Consider the following 15,510-nt stretch of genomic DNA (forward strand, 5'->3'; position numbering starts at 1 on the left):
TGCCCTGAACCGAGATAGGAGGTCCCGCGCGTGCGCGCTCGCCTGGCCCGTATTGACGCCGTGCTCGTCCAAGCCGTCATCGCCGCCGCGCTGTCCTTCGCCCACCTCCACGACATCGCCAACGCCGCCGGACAACACGGATGGAAGGCGTGGGCCTATCCGGTCTCCGTCGACCTGCTGTTGGTCGCGGCCTGGCGACGGCTGAGGTCCGGCACCGGAAAGCCCGCGGCGTGGTGCTGGTTCGTGATCTCGCTGTCCGCCTCGCTCGGGGCGAACGTCGCCACCGCCGGACTGCTCACCGTGCACCCGGTTCCAGCGTGGCTACGGGTCCTCGTCGCGGGCTGGCCGGCCGTGGCCTTCCTCGGCGGAACGCTGCTGGCGCACGGACGGGAGTCGGATCCACCGACGCCTGACCCTGGCGCGGTCGTGCCTGAGCCTGACACGGGGCCCGCCCTCGTAGCCGCCGCGCCGACTCCCGCTGTCCCGGCCGCCCTGGTCGCTCACGCCCGCAAGGTCGCCGCCGACCACCTCACCCGTACCGGCAACGCCATCGACACCCCGACCCTCCGCGCCCGCCTCGGCGTCCCCGTGCCTCTCGCCGAAGCCATCGCCGCCCAGCTCTGACAAGAGAATTCACAAGGGTGGTGGTGGGGCCGAACGATTCCGTCGTCGGCGTCGCCTGAACTCCGCGATGGGGATCGGAAAGGCCACGACGAGGGGGATGAAGGCCACTTGTCGCCACGACTCGTCAAAGACCCACCGGTCCACAGCGACGCAGAAAGCAGCCCAGGCGCACAAGCCAACGATCAGCACATACCAACGTCTGTGCTCGTCCATCCATCCCCCGCCGTTCGACCGTGCACGACCCACTCCGAATGCAGACCGGCGCGGGCCCCCTGCCTATCTGCTCCCCTGCGTACGCCACAACCAAGCCTCAGGAAGGAAGGTTCCCCGTGTCCGCCAACCGCCGCTTCCGCAACTTGATCCGCATCGGACCCGTTCAGGTCGGCACCGCCTACGACCACCACGGCCGCGAGAAGCACACCGCCGCTTGCACCGCCCCGCGCTGCGGCTTCTCCGCCGACTACGACAGCCGCGCCGCCGCCGAACTGGCCGCCCGTACCCACCGCTGCCCCGCCCGCTGAAAGGACCGTCCACCCGTGACCGTCAGCCTGCCCCTGGTAGTCGTCCTCGGCGTCATCGCCTGGGCCGCGATCAAGTTCCTCGGCATCCGCCTCTGGGTCGCCGTCGTCATCGCGCTGTTCGGCTTCTACCTCGCCCACACGTTCCTCGCGCCCGCCATCGACGACAGCACGCGTACCGGCGTGGGCGTCGTCAACGGCACACACACCTAGACGAGTAGTTGAGAGAGGTTCTGTCGTGCTCCTGAGCCCCAAGTACCCGCAGACCCCGGCCGCGCCGACGCTGCCCGTCCACGCGCCTACCGCACCCGTCCAGCACGCTCACGCTCAGGCTCCCGTCTGCGCCTGCCAGCAGCCGCAGCCCAGCCCCCCGGCCCGCCGCATCGCCCCCACCCTCGGCGTGGTCGCCGGCGCCGTGGCCGCAGTCGTCGCCGTCGGCGTGGTCCTGAAGGCGCTCCTGGTCGCCGTCACCGTCGCGGCCCTCTCGGTCGCCGTCGTCGCCGTGGTCCTGCGCTCGCTCCTCACGGCCCCGCGCCAGCGCTGACCGCCTCCACCGAACTGCCGGGGCGGCACCGATACCGCCAAGCATCCGCCGCCCCGGCAGCCCACTCCACGAACCGAAGCCCGCGAAGGAGACCCATCATCACCGGCAACACCCCGCCCCCGCTGCCCGAACTGGGAACCCTGGCCGCCCTCGGCACCATGCCCGCCCTGCTCCGCCAGCTCTCCGGCCTCGGCGGCTGCACCCATCCGATCCGCCTCGACGGCCACCGCACCGAGTACGAACTCAACCCCGCCACCGGAGAGATCGGCGCCGCCCTGCACCGCATCACCTCGAACCAACTCGCCGCCGGCCACCTCCTCGTCCGCTGCAACAACCGCCGTACGACGCGTTGCGCCGCCTGCGCCGAGACCTACCGCCGCGACACCTTCCACCTGATCACCGCCGGACTGCGCGGCGGCAAGGGCACCCCGGACGACGTCGCCCACCACCCCCGCGTCTTCGCCACCTTCACCGCCCCCGGCTTCGGCCCCGTCCACAACCGCCCCGACTCCGGCCGCTGCCGCTGCGGCACCACCCACCCCGCCGACGCACCCGAACTCGGCACCCCGCTCAACCCCGACACCTACGACTACCAAGCCGCCGTCCTCTGGAACGCACACGCCGGAGCCCTGTGGCGACGCTTCTCCATCTACCTGCGCCGCGAAATCGCCAAGCGCGCCGGACTCAGCCAACGCGCCTTCCGCCGCCACGCCCGCGTCTCGTTCGCCAAGGTCGCCGAGTACCAGCGACGCGGGGCCGTCCACTTCCACGCCGTCATTCGCCTCGACGGGCCCGAAGGCGGCGACACCCCGCCGCCCGCCTGGGCCACCGCCGACCTGCTCACCGACGCCATCCGCGCCGCAGCATCCGCCGCCCGCGTCACCGGGCCCACGGTCGACGGCCGCGCCCACACCTTCGCCTTCGGCCGCCAACTCGACGTCCGCACCATCCGCACCAACGACTTCCAGGGCCAGGACCTCACCGACCGCGCGGTGGCCGCGTACATCGCCAAGTACGCCACCAAGGGAGCGGAGACCGCCACGGGCACTCTCGATCGCCCGATCCGTTTCCTCGCCGAACTCGCCCACCTCCACCTCACCGACCACGCCGAACGGATGATCCGCACGGCATGGACCCTCGGGGCCCGCAAGGAGTTGGAGGAACTGAGGCTGCGCGCCTGGGCCCACATGCTCGGCTTCCGCGGCCACTTCTCCACCAAGACCCGCCGCTACTCCACCACCCTCGGCGCACTCCGTACCGCCCGCGCCGACTACCGCCGCGCCCAGACCACCCAGCAGCAGCGTCCCGAAGAGACGACCTACGTCCTCGCCCACTGGGCCTTCGCCGGCACCGGCCTCACCCCCGGCGAACGCTGGCTCGCCGCAACCCTCGAACCCGCCCCCGGAACGGAAGGAGAACCGACATGGAAGCCCGTCGCGACGAACTGATGACCGTTCGCCAGATCCTGAACGAACTGGGCGGCGTGTCCCGGCGGACGTTCTACCGCTGGCGTGAACTGGGCGAGGGGCCTGCCGCGTTCAAGCTGCCCAACGGGGATCTCCGCGTCTGGCGCAGCGACTTCACCTCGTGGCTCCGGGAATTGGAGGCGGCAGCGTGAAGTCCCTCGACGTCAAAGTCTGGGGCGTGCGCAAGCGCGACACCAAGACGCCCTCATACGGGGTCCGCTGGTCTGTCGCGGGCACCGTCTTCTCTGACTCGTTCCGCACCAAGGCGCTCGCTGATCACTACCGAGCGAAGCTGATGAGTGCCATGCGGGGCGGTGAGGAGTTCGAGGCGGAGTCCGGTCTGCCGGCCTCAATGGAGCAGAAGAAGTCCCCGCTGTCGTGGTACGCCTTCGCCCTCCGGTATCTCGCGATGAAGTGGCCACACGCTGCACCGAACACGCGGGACGGTATCAACGAGTCGCTCACCAGCGTGACCATGGAACTGCTCGCGGAACGCGCCGGACGGCCGTCCGACGTCGAGATTCGGAAGGCGTTGCGTAACTGGGCCTTTGTGTTGCCCGGGCCGAGCGATCGGGACGTTCCGAACGACGTCCTGAACGTTCTGCAGTGGGTGTCCAAGGCGTCTCGGCCGCTGGCGGATCTCACGGAACCGGCGACGGCGCGTGCGGTGCTCGATGGACTGAAACTCAAGCTCGACGGGACCGCGGCTGCCGCTGAGACGGTGCGGCGGAAGAGGCGGACCCTGGTCAACGCTGCGAACTACGCGGTGGACCTGGGGGAGCTGCGCGAGAACTCGATCACGGCGGTTCGCTGGCAGAAGCCCAAGGTTTCGAACCAGGTCGACCCGCGCGTTGTCGCCAATCCGGAGCAGGCTCGGAACCTCCTGGCCGGGGTCTCGTACGTGGGCGGCTTCCGGCGTGCCCGTGGCCGGCGCCTTGTCGGGCTGTTCGCAGCCATGTACTTCGGTGGCCTCCGTCCCGCTGAGGCCGTCGGCCTGGTGGAGACCGATCTGGTTCTGCCCGGGCAGGGCTGGGGCTCGGCTGTGCTCCACCGGACCCGTCCTTCGGTGGGCAAGCGGTGGACCGACTCGGGGGAGACCCACGACGACCGCGGCCTCAAGAACCGGCCGACTGAGGACGTCCGGCGCGTGCCCATACCGCCTCACCTGGTGGCGGTGCTCGGCGACCACCTGGCCACGTTCGGCACGGCGGAGGACGGGCGGCTCTTCTTCAGCGAGAAGGGCTCGGTCGTCCCGTCATCGACCTACTACCGGGTCTGGCAAGAGGCCCGTCTCCTAGCGCTCCCGCCGGCTGCCGCAGCCTCGCCGCTGGCGAGTAGGCCGTACGACCTTCGGCACTCGGCCCTGTCGACGTGGCTCAACGCCGGAGTCGATCCCACGGAGGTCGCCGAACGCGCCGGCAACAGCGTCGAGGTCCTGCTGACCCGCTACGCGAAGTGCCTCGACGGCCGGCAGGACGTCGCCAACCGGCGGATCGAGGACCTGCTGCGCGAGTACGAGTAAGTTTCCGACCCGTGATTGAGGCCCCTGGCATCCCTCCAGGGGCCTCCTCTTTTTCCGGGCGACGCAGTCAGGCGGATCTGGCGCCATGAGTCTGTTCGGACGCAAGCAGGTGCTCAAGATTCCTCCGCGCGGAGTCGAGGGCAGCGAGCATCTGCAAGCGCGTGGCCTCGAAGTCGGGCTCGACCTCGACTCCGAGGTCCTGTCGGAGGGTGACCTGCAGCAGGTAAACCCCGTCCGACAACGGGCCGCTGAACCAATCTCTCGCCCGGCCGTACGACCTCTGGGGTTCAGGGCTGCTCGGCAACTGCTTCACTATGGAATATCCGACTCCGAGAGCCCTATTAAGGGTCGAGGCTACCTCTAGGACATCCTTCGCCAGTGCCATCTGCGCCTGAGAATATTCCTCTGACCAGGCTTCTTTGGCGGTATCCAGGGCTGCTGGCTCGACGTTTTCACCGCGCTCGGCTGCTAGGACTGCATCTCGGGCAGCAGCCCGGTAAGCGCGAGCTGCGGTGTTCAGACGGGCATAGAGATCCCGTCTGGTCTCCTGAGCACGTTCGTGGCGGTCCTCTGCTCGTTCACGATCGGCACGCCTGTTCTGCTCCCGCGTGACGCGCTGGCTGAGCACTGCTCCGCCCAGAGTCCCCCCCAGTGTTCCTCCGACGCCGATGAGCGTGGCGGCAAGTGTGGTCACATCCACGAGATCCCCCAACTCGTCCGCTTCATCTGCCCGCGGGCGCCAGCCGAAGAAGACAGGCCCCCAGCAACCCCAAGGGCACTGACCGCGGCACTGTTCTACACCGGGACGACGATAATGACGAGCAGGTCGGCTGGGCTTCAAGGGGGCGTCATCGCCTGCGGAAATGCCCCAGGATCCCGTCCACGCCTCGTCCACAGACCCCGACATACGGCCGCTTCGGGCCGCACATGGCTGCACAAAGACGAAGACCCCGCTTCCAGCGTTGCGGCTGGTGGCGGGGTCTTTCGGCACTTCCTGCGAAGTGCCCCCGGCAGGATTCGAACCTGCGCACACGGCTCCGGAGGCCGTTGCTCTATCCCCTGAGCTACGGGGGCGACGGGAAGAACACTACCAGCTTGGGAGGGGTGGGCCGGACAGGGTTTCCGGGGTGGCCGGTGGCTCGTCGGCGTCCCCGTGGGGCGGGCTCCGGGACGGGGTCGGGCGGGGGGGTGGGGGTTCCGTGGGGCGGTCCACGGGGTGGGGCCGGGTGGGTGGGGGGTTCACCCTTGGGCGGGAAGAAATGGGGAAAACGCGGACGGGTCGAGGCGGGCGCGCCTAGGCTTTCGGATGTGACGGGCGCGTCCGGCCGGGTCCTTGTGGTGGATGACAACAAGGTGATCCGGCAGCTGATCAGGGTCAACCTCGAGCTGGAGGGCTTCGAGGTCGTGACCGCTGCTGACGGTGCCGAATGCCTGGAGATCGTCCATCGCGTGCAGCCGGATGTCGTGACCCTCGACGTGGTCATGCCGCGGCTCGACGGCCCGCGCACCGCCGCCCGGCTCCGCGAGGACCCCCGCACCCGGCACACCGGCATCGTCATGGTGAGCGCGGGCAGCGTCCCGGCCGGCGTCGGCGACGCCTACATCGCGAAGCCGTTCGAGCCCGCCGAACTCGTCGAGACGGTACGCCGGTTGGCCGGCCTGCGGCTGGTCGGCGACCACTCCTCCTGCGACCACCCGGCCTGCGACCACGGCGCCGACGGCGCGGAGGGCTCCGACGAGCCTCCGGCCGACCCCCACCGCGGCCGCACCGCCGCCACCTCCGGTCCGTAGCCCCCCTCACGCGGCTCCCCGGGGCGGCCGGCGGGCCGCCCGGGTCCGGATCGGGAAACCCCCTCGCCTCCCCGCCCCCCGCCTCGCCTAGGCTTTTCCCCGTGACACCCGCCGAGCTCTCCCGCACCGTCCTGGCGACGGTGCGCCGTGCCGTCGAGGCGGCGGAGCTGAGCGTGGCGGTGCCCGAGCGGGTCGTGGTGCAGCGGCCGCCGCGGCCCGGGTGCGGGGACTACGCCACCAACGTCGCGCTCCAGCTCGCCGGTCCCGCCGGGCGCCCGCCCCGCGAGGTGGCCGCGGTGCTGGCGCGGCGGCTGGCGAAGGAGCCCGGCATCGCCCAGGTCGAGATCGCCGGCGCCGGCTTCCTGAACATCACGCTCAGCGCACGGGCGTACGGTGACGTCGTCCGCCAGGTCAGGCAGCAGCGTGCCGAGTACGGGCACGGGGACGGCCTGCGCGACGAGGCCCTCGTCGTCACGGGGGAGACCGGCTGCCGCGCCGCCCTCGTCGCCGAGACCGTCAACCGGCTGCTGTTCGCCGCCGGCGCCCGCCCCGGCCCCCCGCACCCCCTCCTGGTCGCCGAGCCGCAGCCGGGGCCGCAGCCGCAGCCGGAGGCAGAAGCGGGAGCAGAAACGGCTGCCGCCCAGCGCCTCGGCGACGACGCCACCCGCTGGGCCCTGCTGCGCCCCCCCGCCGAGGACGTCCCCCGCCTCACCCCCGACCTCCTGGTCCAGCGCGAGTCCAACCCGCTCTTCAGGGTCCGCTACGCCCACGCCCGCACCCGGGCCCTGCTCCGCAACGCCCACGACCTGGACGTCGACATCGAGCAGCCGGCGCGCAACCCGTACCACCACCCCGCGGAGACCGAACTGCTCGGCCTGATCGCCGACTTCCCGCGGGTCGTGGAGACCGCCGCCCGGCGGCGCGCGCCGGACCGGGTGGCGCGCCACCTGGAGCGGCTGGCGGACGCCTTCCTCCGCTTCCACGACGAGTGCCCGCCGCTGCCCAGGGGCGAGGAGAAACCCTCGCCCGTCCACGCCGCCCGGCTGCGGCTGGCCGACGCCTCCGGCGTCGTGCTCGCCGCCGGCCTGCACCTGCTGGGGATCACCGCTCCCGACCACCTCTGACCGCGGCCGCCGCGACCTCACGCACCGCCCGCCGCACCGCCCGCGCCACGGACACCGCCCCCGCCCGCATCCCCGCCACCGCCCCGCCGCCGACACAGGAAGACCACGACAGTGAGCCGCTCCGCACACCCCGCAGGCCCCCGCCACGCCGACGTCCTGCCCGAAGGGCACTACGCCGCGCCGCCCGCCGACCTCAACCACCTGGACGCGCGCGTCTGGTCCCGTACGGTCACCCGCAACGCCGACGGCGCCGCGGAGGTCGGCGGCCTGGACGTGCGGGCGCTGGCCGAGGAGTTCGGCACCCCCGCGTACGTGCTGGACGAGCAGGACTTCCGGGCCCGCTGCCGTGCCTGGCGGGCCGCGTTCGGGCAGGGGGCGGACGTGTTCTACGCCGGCAAGGCGTTCCTGTCCCGCGCGGTCGTGAAGTGGCTGCACGAGGAGGGGCTGAACCTCGACGTGTGCTCGGGCACCGAGCTGGCCGTGGCGCTGGACGCCGGGATGCCCGCCGAGCGGATCGCCCTGCACGGCAACAACAAGAGCGCCGCCGAGATCGAGCGGGCGGTCACCGCGGGCGTCGGGCGGATCGTGCTGGACTCCTTCCAGGAGATCGTCCGGGTGGCGGCCACCGCCGCGCGGCACGGGGTGCGCCAGCGGGTGCAGATCCGGGTGACCGTCGGCGTCGAGGCGCACACCCACGAGTTCATCGCGACCGCGCACGAGGACCAGAAGTTCGGCCTCGCGCTGGTCGACGGGCAGGCCGCGGAGGCGGTCCGCCGGGTGCTGAAGCTGGACAGCCTGGAGCTGGTCGGCATCCACAGCCACATCGGCTCGCAGATCTTCGACATGGCCGGTTTCGAGGTGGCCGCCCGCCGGGTGGTCCGGCTGCTCGCCGACGTGCGCGACGAGCACGGCGTGGAGCTGCCGGAGATCGACCTCGGCGGCGGCCTCGGCATCGCCTACACCCCGGACGACGACCCGTGGGAGCCGCAGGACATCGCCAAGGCGCTCGGCGAGATCGTGGCCCGCGAGTGCGAGACGGCCGGGCTGCGGCCGCCGCGGCTGTCCGTCGAGCCGGGCCGGGCGATCGTCGGCCCGACCGCGTTCACGCTGTACGAGGTCGGCACCACCAAGGAGCTGGAGGGCCTGCGCACCTACGTCAGCGTGGACGGCGGCATGTCCGACAACATCCGCACCGCGCTGTACGACGCGGAGTACAGCGTGGCGCTGGTCTCCCGTACGAGCGACGCGGCCCCGATGCTCAGCCGTGTCGTCGGCAAGCACTGCGAGAGCGGTGACATCGTGGTGAAGGACGCCTTCCTGCCGGCCGACCTGACGCCCGGCGACCTGATCGCCGTCCCGGCCACCGGGGCGTACTGCCGGTCGATGGCGAGCAACTACAACCACGCGCTGCGGCCGCCGGTGGTCGCGGTGGCGGACGGGCGGGCGCGGGTCATCGTCCGCCGCGAGACGGAAGAGGATCTGCTGCGGCTGGACGTCGGCTGACCGGAAAACGCGCAAGATCGCCGGGCGGACGCGAAATATCGCCGTCCACGCCGGGGTCTCGCAATCCGGACAGGGCGTGGCTTCTCCCGTCCGGTGCGTGAGACTGGGTTCTTCACGAGGTACGAGAAACGAGGTCGGATGATGCGTACGCGTCCGCTGAGAGTGGCGCTCCTGGGGTGCGGTGTGGTCGGCTCCGAGGTCACGCGCATCATCACGACGCAGGCGGACGACCTCGCGGCCCGGATCGGTGCGCCGATCGAGCTGGCCGGAATCGCCGTCCGCCGCCCCAACCGGGTCCGCGAGGGCATCCCCGCGGAGCTGCTCACCACCGATGCGACCGCGCTGGTCAAGCGCGGCGACATCGACGTGGTGGTCGAGGTCATCGGCGGCATCGAGCCGGTCCGCACGCTGATCACCACGGCGTTCGAGCACGGCGCGTCCGTGGTCTCGGCGAACAAGGCGCTGCTCGCCGCCGACGGCGCGAACCTGCACGCCAGGGCGGCCGAGCACGGCGTCGACCTCTACTACGAGGCCGCCGTGGCCGGCGCGATCCCGCTGATCAGGCCGCTGCGGGAGTCGCTGGCCGGCGACAAGGTGAACCGGGTGCTGGGCATCGTCAACGGCACCACCAACTTCATCCTCGACAAGATGGACTCCACCGGCGCCGGCTACAGCGAGGCGCTGGACGAGGCGACCGCGCTCGGCTACGCCGAGGCCGACCCCACCGCCGACGTGGAGGGCTTCGACGCCGCCGCGAAGGCCGCGATCCTGGCCGGGATCGCCTTCCACACCCGGGTCACCATCGACGACGTGCACCGCGAGGGCCTCACCGAGGTCACCGCCGCGGACATCGCGTCGGCGAAGAAGATGGGCTGCACGGTCAAGCTGCTCGCGATCTGCGAGCGCACGCCCGACGGCCGCTCGGTGACCGCGCGGGTGCACCCCGCGATGATCCCCTTGAGCCACCCGCTGGCCTCCGTCCGGGAGGCGTACAACGCCGTCTTCGTCGAGGCGGAGGCGGCCGGGCGGCTGATGTTCTACGGTCCCGGCGCCGGCGGTGCACCCACCGCCTCCGCCGTTCTCGGCGACCTGGTGGCCGCCTGCCGCAACAAGCTGGCAGCGACCACCGGCGCCGGCGAGTCCGCGTACACGCAACTGCCGGTGAGCCCGATGGGGGATGTGGTCACCCGCTACCACATCAGCCTCGACGTGGCGGACAAACCGGGCGTCCTGGCTCAGGTCGCCACGGTGTTCGCCGAGCACGACGTGTCCATCGACACGGTGCGGCAGCAGGGCAGGAACCAGGGCAGCGGCGACGAGGCCGCGGTCGTGCAGGGAGGTGGCGAGGCGTCTCTGGTCGTCGTCACCCACCGCGCGAAGGACGCCGACCTCTCGGCGACCGTCGCCAGCCTGCGCACACTCGACACCGTGCGCGGCGTCGCCAGCATCATGCGTGTGGAAGGGGAGTAGGACCCGCTATGAGCACCATGGACAACGGAACCATCGACCAGCCCCGAATGTCCGGCACCCACCAGTGGCGCGGCATCATCGAGGAGTACCGCGACCGGCTGCCGGTCTCCGCGGACACCCCGGTGGTCACGCTGCTGGAGGGTGGCACCCCGCTGGTGCCGGCCCAGCTGCTCTCCGAGCGGACCGGCTGCGACGTCTACCTCAAGGTCGAGGGGGCGAACCCCACCGGGTCCTTCAAGGACCGCGGGATGACGATGGCCATCTCCCGCGCCAAGCAGGAGGGCGCGCAGGCCGTCATCTGCGCGTCGACCGGGAACACCTCGGCGTCCGCGGCCGCCTACGCGGTGCGCGCCGGCATGGTCTGCGCGGTGCTGGTCCCGCAGGGCAAGATCGCGCTGGGCAAGATGGGCCAGGCGCTGGTGCACGGCAGCCGCATCCTGCAGGTCGACGGCAACTTCGACGACTGCCTCGACCTGGCCCGCGGGCTGAGCGAGAAGTACCCGGTGGCGCTGGTCAACTCGGTCAACCCGGTGCGCATCGAGGGCCAGAAGACCGCCGCGTTCGAGATCGTGGACGCCCTCGGCGACGCGCCCGACGTGCACGTCCTGCCGGTGGGCAACGCGGGGAACATCACCGCGTACTGGAAGGGCTACCGCGAGTACGCGGCGGACGGCGTGTCCACCCGCCGGCCGCGGATGTGGGGCTTCCAGGCGTCCGGCTCCGCGCCGATCGTCAACGGGGCGCCGGTCCGCCAGCCGCAGACCATCGCGACCGCGATCCGGATCGGCAACCCGGCCTCCTGGACCTTCGCCGAGCAGGCGCGGGACGAGTCGGGCGGCCTGATCGAGGCGGTGACGGACCGCCAGATCCTGTCCGCGTACCGGCTGCTGGCCGCCCGCGAGGGCGTCTTCGTGGAGCCGGCGTCCGCCGCGTCGGTCGCCGGTCTGCTCAAGGCCGCCGAGGAGGGCCGGGTCGACCCCGGCCAGCGCATCGTCTGCACGGTCACCGGCAACGGCCTGAAGGACCCCGACTGGGCGGTGGCGGGCGCGCCGCAGCCCACCACCGTCCCGGTGGACGCCGACGCCGCCGCGCAGCGGCTCGGACTGGTCTGAACGGACCCCGGCCGCACGCCGGGAACCGCCGCGTGCCGCCCCCGCCGACCCGGCGGGCCCGGATCAGCCCAGGTCCGGGCGGTTCCCGGCCCGGCCGGGAGGCGGGGGCGCACGCGCCGGGGGCGACACGCATCACGCGCGGTGCGTGCGCCCTATGTCGCAGGAGAACCTTCCTTCGATACGCTTGGCTCAGTGGCCCGTACTCTCGTGCGTGCCCCGCATCCGGCGGATGCTGAAACCGCCAACTCCCCGTTCTGCCGCGCCGGCGACGAAGCCGCGCCCGCAGAGCGACCCGCACCAAGGAGATTCGTCGAACGATGGCCGGTCCCGCGTTCCGCGCTGCCGCGGTACGAGTGCGCGTCCCCGCGACCAGCGCCAACCTCGGCCCCGGCTTCGACGCCTTCGGCCTGGCCCTGGGGCTCTACGACGACGTGGTGGTCCGCGTCGCCGACGCCGGCCTGCACGTCGACATCGCGGGTGAGGGCGCCGAGACGCTCTCCCGCGACGAGAACCACCTGGTCGTACGGTCCCTGCGGACCGCTTTCGACCTGCTCGGCGGCCAGCCGCGCGGCCTGGAGGTGGTGTGCGCCAACCGCATCCCGCACGGCCGCGGCCTCGGCTCCTCCTCCGCCGCCATCTGCGCGGGCATCATCGCCGCCCGCGCGGTGACCATAGGCGGGCCCGCCTACCTGGACGACACCGCGCTGCTGGAGCTGGCCACCGAGATCGAGGGCCACCCGGACAACGTGGCCGCCTGCCTGATGGGCGGTTTCACGCTCGCCTGGACCGAGGGCGGCGCGGCCCGCGCGGTCCGGATGGACCCCGCGGCGTCGCTGGTTCCGGTGGTCTTCGTCCCGGCCACGCCGCTGCTCACCGAGACCGCCCGGGGCCTGCTGCCCCGCAGCGTCCCCCATGTGGACGCCGCGGCGAACGCGGGCCGGGCCGCGCTGCTCGTGGAGGCCCTCACCCGGCGCCCCGAGCTGCTGCTCCCCGCCACCGAGGACCGGCTGCACCAGGAGTACCGGGGGCCGGCCATGCCGGAGAGCCTGGCGCTGGTCAACCGGCTGCGCGCGGACGGCGTCCCCGCTGTCGTGTCGGGTGCGGGACCCACCGTGCTCGCGCTGACCGACGAGGGCGCGGCGGACAAGATCCTGCGGTTCGCGGGTGAGGGCTGGGCGGCGGACCGCCTGGCGCTGGACACGGCCGGTGCCAGTGTGCTGCCCCTCGCAGGGGGGCAGTGACACGATTGCCGGTCGGAGAGAGGGGGAATATGTGTGGGATCCGGTAGTGTTAATCTCAAGCCAGCATTCGCCGCCCGATGGGCGCGATGCGCTGTGTTCCCGCTTCTGTCGTGTGCGGCTCCGCCGTCCACAACAGCGGCCGGCACATCTTCCGGGAGCCTCCCACACCGCACGGGCCGCCTGACTGGGGAGTCGGACAGCCTGCACGCGCAGTGCCGAGCACGCTCCGGATCGGTACGAGAGCCACCCGGGGTTTCCTCCGTACCGAGAGCACGTATGTATTTCTGCCGCCATCAGGCGGACCACCGCCCCGGTTCTGAGCAGAGGCAAGAAGCCCAGACCCGGACAGCACGACCGGTCGCCGAGCCAGACAGGCCGACGTCCGCTCCAGGGAAGGACCCTTCGTGAGCGACACCACCGATCTGATGGGCGTGCGCGCAGACAACTCTGTCGCCGCGTCCGACGCCGCCGCTCCTGCCACCGGTGCCGCCCCGGCCAGTGCCACGCGGCGACGCCGGACCGGAACCGGCTTGGACGGCATGGTCCTGGCCGAGCTGCAGCAGCTCGCCTCCGGCCTCGGTATCAAGGGCACCGCGCGGATGCGCAAGAGCCAGCTGATCGAGACCATCAAGGAGCGCCAGGCCGGCGGCGGCACCGCCGCCGCGCAGGCCGAGGCTCCCGCGGCCGAGAAGCCGAAGCGCCGGGCCACCTCGCGTGCCCGCCTTGAGCAGGCTGGCGAGTCCGACGGCGCGGCCGCGGCCGCCGAGGCCAAGCAGATCGAGATTCCCGGCCAGCCGGCCGGTGAGCAGGCCAAGGCCGCGGTGAAGGCCGGGCGTGCGGCGGAGACGGCCGGGGCCGCCACCGAGGCGGCCGAGGGCCGCACCGCCGAGCAGGCCGACCGCGGCGACAAGGCCGACCGCGGCGACAAGAGCGACCGCGCCGACAAGGCCGACAAGGGCCAGCAGGGTCAGCAGGGCCAGGGCGGCGACGACCGGCAGGACCGCCAGCGCGGCCAGCGCGGCGACCGCCGTGAGCGCCAGCGCGACCGCCAGCGCAACCGCGGTGAGGACGGCGGTGACGGCGCGGGCCGCCAGCAGCGCCAGAACCAGGGCCAGGGGCAGGGTCAGGGCCAGAGCCAGCAGGGCGGCGGCGGGCAGCAGGGCGGCGGACCGCAGGACGACGACGAGTTCGGCGACGGCCGCGGCCGTCGCCGTGGCCGCTACCGCGACCGCCGGGGCCGCGGCCGGGGCCGCGACGAGTTCGCCGGCGCCGGCGAGCCGCAGGTGGCCGACGACGACGTGCTGATCCCCGTCGCGGGCATCCTCGACATCCTGGACAACTACGCGTTCATCCGGACCTCCGGTTACCTGCCGGGCCCGAACGACGTGTACGTCTCGCTCGCCCAGGTCCGCAAGAACGGCCTGCGCAAGGGCGACCACGTCACCGGCGCGGTGCGCCAGCCCAAGGACGGCGAGCGCCGCGAGAAGTTCAACGCGCTGGTCCGGCTGGACTCCGCCAACGGCATGGGCGCCGACTCCGGCCGCGGCCGTCCGGAGTTCAACAAGCTCACGCCGCTCTACCCGCAGGACCGGCTCCGGCTGGAGACCGACCCGGGCGTGCTGACCACGCGGATCATCGACCTGGTGTCGCCGATCGGCAAGGGCCAGCGCGGTCTGATCGTCGCCCCGCCGAAGACCGGCAAGACGATGATCATGCAGGCGATCGCCAACGCGATCACCACGAACAACCCCGAGTGCCACCTGATGGTCGTCCTGGTCGACGAGCGTCCCGAAGAGGTCACCGACATGCAGCGGTCGGTGAAGGGCGAGGTCATCTCCTCGACCTTCGACCGCCCCGCCGAGGACCACACCACGGTCGCGGAGCTGGCCATCGAGCGGGCCAAGCGCCTGGTCGAGCTCGGCCACGACGTGGTCGTGCTGCTGGACTCCATCACCCGCCTGGGCCGTGCCTACAACCTGGCCGCGCCCGCCTCCGGCCGCATCCTGTCCGGTGGTGTCGACTCGACCGCGCTCTACCCGCCGAAGCGGTTCTTCGGCGCGGCGCGCAACATCGAGGACGGCGGCTCGCTGACCATCCTGGCCACCGCGCTGGTCGAGACCGGCTCGCGGATGGACGAGGTGATCTTCGAGGAGTTCAAGGGCACCGGCAACATGGAGCTCAAGCTCGACCGCAAGCTCGCCGACAAGCGGATCTTCCCCGCGGTGGACGTCGACGCGTCCGGCACCCGCAAGGAGGAGATCCTGCTCGGCGGCGACGAGCTCTCCATCACCTGGAAGCTCCGCCGGGTGCTGCACGCGCTGGACTCGCAGCAGGCGATCGAGCTGCTGCTGGACAAGATGAAGCAGACCAAGTCCAACGCCGAGTTCCTGATGCAGATCGCGAAGACCACCCCGGGCCAGAACAACGACTGACCCGCGGCGAGTTGTTCGCCGGCAGTTCACCCGCCCCCGGTTTCGGCCGGGGGGCGGGTTCATTTGTGCTTCATACGATCCTCCGGTCGCAGGGCAGGGGGGACCTCCTGTGCGCAAGTCCCGCGCTCACGCGCCGAGTTCGGCATGCCGTCGGACGGCAGGC

15 protein-coding genes and 1 tRNA gene are annotated in these 15,510 nt (G+C 71.9%); 14 read left to right on the top strand and 2 right to left on the bottom strand.

Features of this window, described 5'->3' with window-relative positions; translation table 11 throughout:
• The first annotated feature begins 30 nt into the window (after nt 1–30).
• The 7 genes from V2S66_RS01555 (at nt 31) to V2S66_RS01585 (ending at nt 4,674) form a co-directional block, all read left to right on the top strand.
• A complete protein-coding gene (locus tag V2S66_RS01555) occupies nt 31–624 on the top strand; it encodes a DUF2637 domain-containing protein (protein ID WP_330792529.1) in 594 nt (197 codons plus the stop codon).
• A 329-nt stretch (nt 625–953) separates the two neighbouring features.
• On the top strand, nt 954–1,145 hold the full coding sequence (locus tag V2S66_RS01560; RefSeq protein ID WP_330792531.1) for a mobile element transfer protein: 192 nt from the start codon (nt 954–956) through the stop codon (nt 1,143–1,145).
• A gap of 15 nt (nt 1,146–1,160) precedes the next feature.
• Nucleotides 1,161–1,355 (top strand): hypothetical protein, encoded by a 195-nt coding sequence (locus V2S66_RS01565; RefSeq protein ID WP_330792533.1) that lies wholly within the window; start codon nt 1,161–1,163, stop codon nt 1,353–1,355.
• A gap of 25 nt (nt 1,356–1,380) precedes the next feature.
• Entirely contained in the window at nt 1,381–1,686 is a 306-nt protein-coding gene (locus V2S66_RS01570; RefSeq protein ID WP_330792534.1) for a hypothetical protein, read from the top strand.
• 158 nt (nt 1,687–1,844) lie between these two features.
• Complete coding sequence (locus V2S66_RS01575; RefSeq protein ID WP_330792536.1) at nt 1,845–3,134, top strand: replication initiator; 1,290 nt, start codon at nt 1,845–1,847, stop codon at nt 3,132–3,134.
• Complete coding sequence (locus V2S66_RS01580) at nt 3,110–3,304, top strand: helix-turn-helix transcriptional regulator (protein WP_330792538.1); 195 nt, start codon at nt 3,110–3,112, stop codon at nt 3,302–3,304. Before V2S66_RS01575 ends, V2S66_RS01580 begins: the two co-directional genes overlap by 25 nt.
• Nucleotides 3,301–4,674: a tyrosine-type recombinase/integrase gene (locus V2S66_RS01585; protein WP_330792540.1), complete on the top strand. Its 1,374-nt coding sequence runs from the start codon at nt 3,301–3,303 to the stop codon at nt 4,672–4,674. The genes V2S66_RS01580 and V2S66_RS01585 overlap by 4 nt, the downstream gene beginning before the upstream one ends.
• A gap of 67 nt (nt 4,675–4,741) precedes the next feature.
• Here the strand turns inward: V2S66_RS01585 and V2S66_RS01590 are convergent, their stop codons facing one another.
• Both V2S66_RS01590 and V2S66_RS01595 read right to left on the bottom strand, forming a co-directional pair.
• Nucleotides 4,742–5,368 carry a hypothetical protein gene (locus tag V2S66_RS01590; RefSeq protein ID WP_330792542.1) on the bottom strand — a complete coding sequence of 209 codons (627 nt, stop codon included), beginning with the start codon at nt 5,366–5,368 and terminating at the stop codon, nt 4,742–4,744.
• Between the two features lie 308 nt (nt 5,369–5,676).
• Nucleotides 5,677–5,748, bottom strand: a tRNA-Arg gene (locus V2S66_RS01595).
• A gap of 264 nt (nt 5,749–6,012) precedes the next feature.
• On the opposite strand from V2S66_RS01595, the gene V2S66_RS01600 reads away from it, so the two are divergent.
• The 7 genes from V2S66_RS01600 to rho all read left to right on the top strand — a co-directional run bounded on the left by V2S66_RS01600 (nt 6,013) and on the right by rho (nt 15,347).
• On the top strand, nt 6,013–6,465 hold the full coding sequence (locus tag V2S66_RS01600; RefSeq protein WP_413966256.1) for a response regulator: 453 nt from the start codon (nt 6,013–6,015) through the stop codon (nt 6,463–6,465).
• A gap of 101 nt (nt 6,466–6,566) precedes the next feature.
• Nucleotides 6,567–7,589: an ArgS-related anticodon-binding protein NrtL gene (nrtL, locus tag V2S66_RS01605; protein ID WP_330792545.1), complete on the top strand. Its 1,023-nt coding sequence runs from the start codon at nt 6,567–6,569 to the stop codon at nt 7,587–7,589.
• A 111-nt stretch (nt 7,590–7,700) separates the two neighbouring features.
• A complete protein-coding gene (gene lysA, locus V2S66_RS01610) occupies nt 7,701–9,092 on the top strand; it encodes a diaminopimelate decarboxylase (RefSeq protein WP_330792546.1) in 1,392 nt (463 codons plus the stop codon).
• A 138-nt stretch (nt 9,093–9,230) separates the two neighbouring features.
• A complete protein-coding gene (locus V2S66_RS01615) occupies nt 9,231–10,562 on the top strand; it encodes a homoserine dehydrogenase (RefSeq protein WP_330792547.1) in 1,332 nt (443 codons plus the stop codon).
• 47 nt (nt 10,563–10,609) lie between these two features.
• Nucleotides 10,610–11,674, top strand: a complete 1,065-nt coding sequence (gene thrC, locus V2S66_RS01620; RefSeq protein WP_330792815.1) for a threonine synthase — start codon at nt 10,610–10,612, stop codon at nt 11,672–11,674.
• 317 nt (nt 11,675–11,991) lie between these two features.
• The gene (thrB, locus tag V2S66_RS01625) at nt 11,992–12,915 is read left to right on the top strand and encodes a homoserine kinase (protein ID WP_330792548.1); all 924 of its coding nucleotides are present in this window, start codon (nt 11,992–11,994) and stop codon (nt 12,913–12,915) included.
• Nucleotides 12,916–13,319: 404 nt separating this feature from the next.
• Nucleotides 13,320–15,347: a transcription termination factor Rho gene (rho, locus tag V2S66_RS01630; RefSeq protein ID WP_330792549.1), complete on the top strand. Its 2,028-nt coding sequence runs from the start codon at nt 13,320–13,322 to the stop codon at nt 15,345–15,347.
• The last annotated feature ends 163 nt before the right edge of the window (nt 15,348–15,510 follow it).

Source organism: Actinacidiphila polyblastidii (assembly GCF_036353415.1).
GTDB lineage: Bacteria > Actinomycetota > Actinomycetes > Streptomycetales > Streptomycetaceae > Actinacidiphila > Actinacidiphila polyblastidii.

Bases quoted from the DNA above. Each gene is read 5' to 3' on its own strand.
- V2S66_RS01615 (WP_330792547.1), top strand. From the start codon at position 9,231: ATGATGCGTACGCGTCCGCTGAGAGTGGCGCTCCTGGGGTGCGGTGTG.
- thrC (WP_330792815.1), top strand. From the start codon at position 10,610: ATGTCCGGCACCCACCAGTGGCGCGGCATCATCGAGGAGTACCGCGAC.
- V2S66_RS01575 (WP_330792536.1), top strand. From the start codon at position 1,845: ATGCCCGCCCTGCTCCGCCAGCTCTCCGGCCTCGGCGGCTGCACCCAT.
- V2S66_RS01580 (WP_330792538.1), top strand. From the start codon at position 3,110: ATGGAAGCCCGTCGCGACGAACTGATGACCGTTCGCCAGATCCTGAAC.
- thrB (WP_330792548.1), top strand. From the start codon at position 11,992: ATGGCCGGTCCCGCGTTCCGCGCTGCCGCGGTACGAGTGCGCGTCCCC.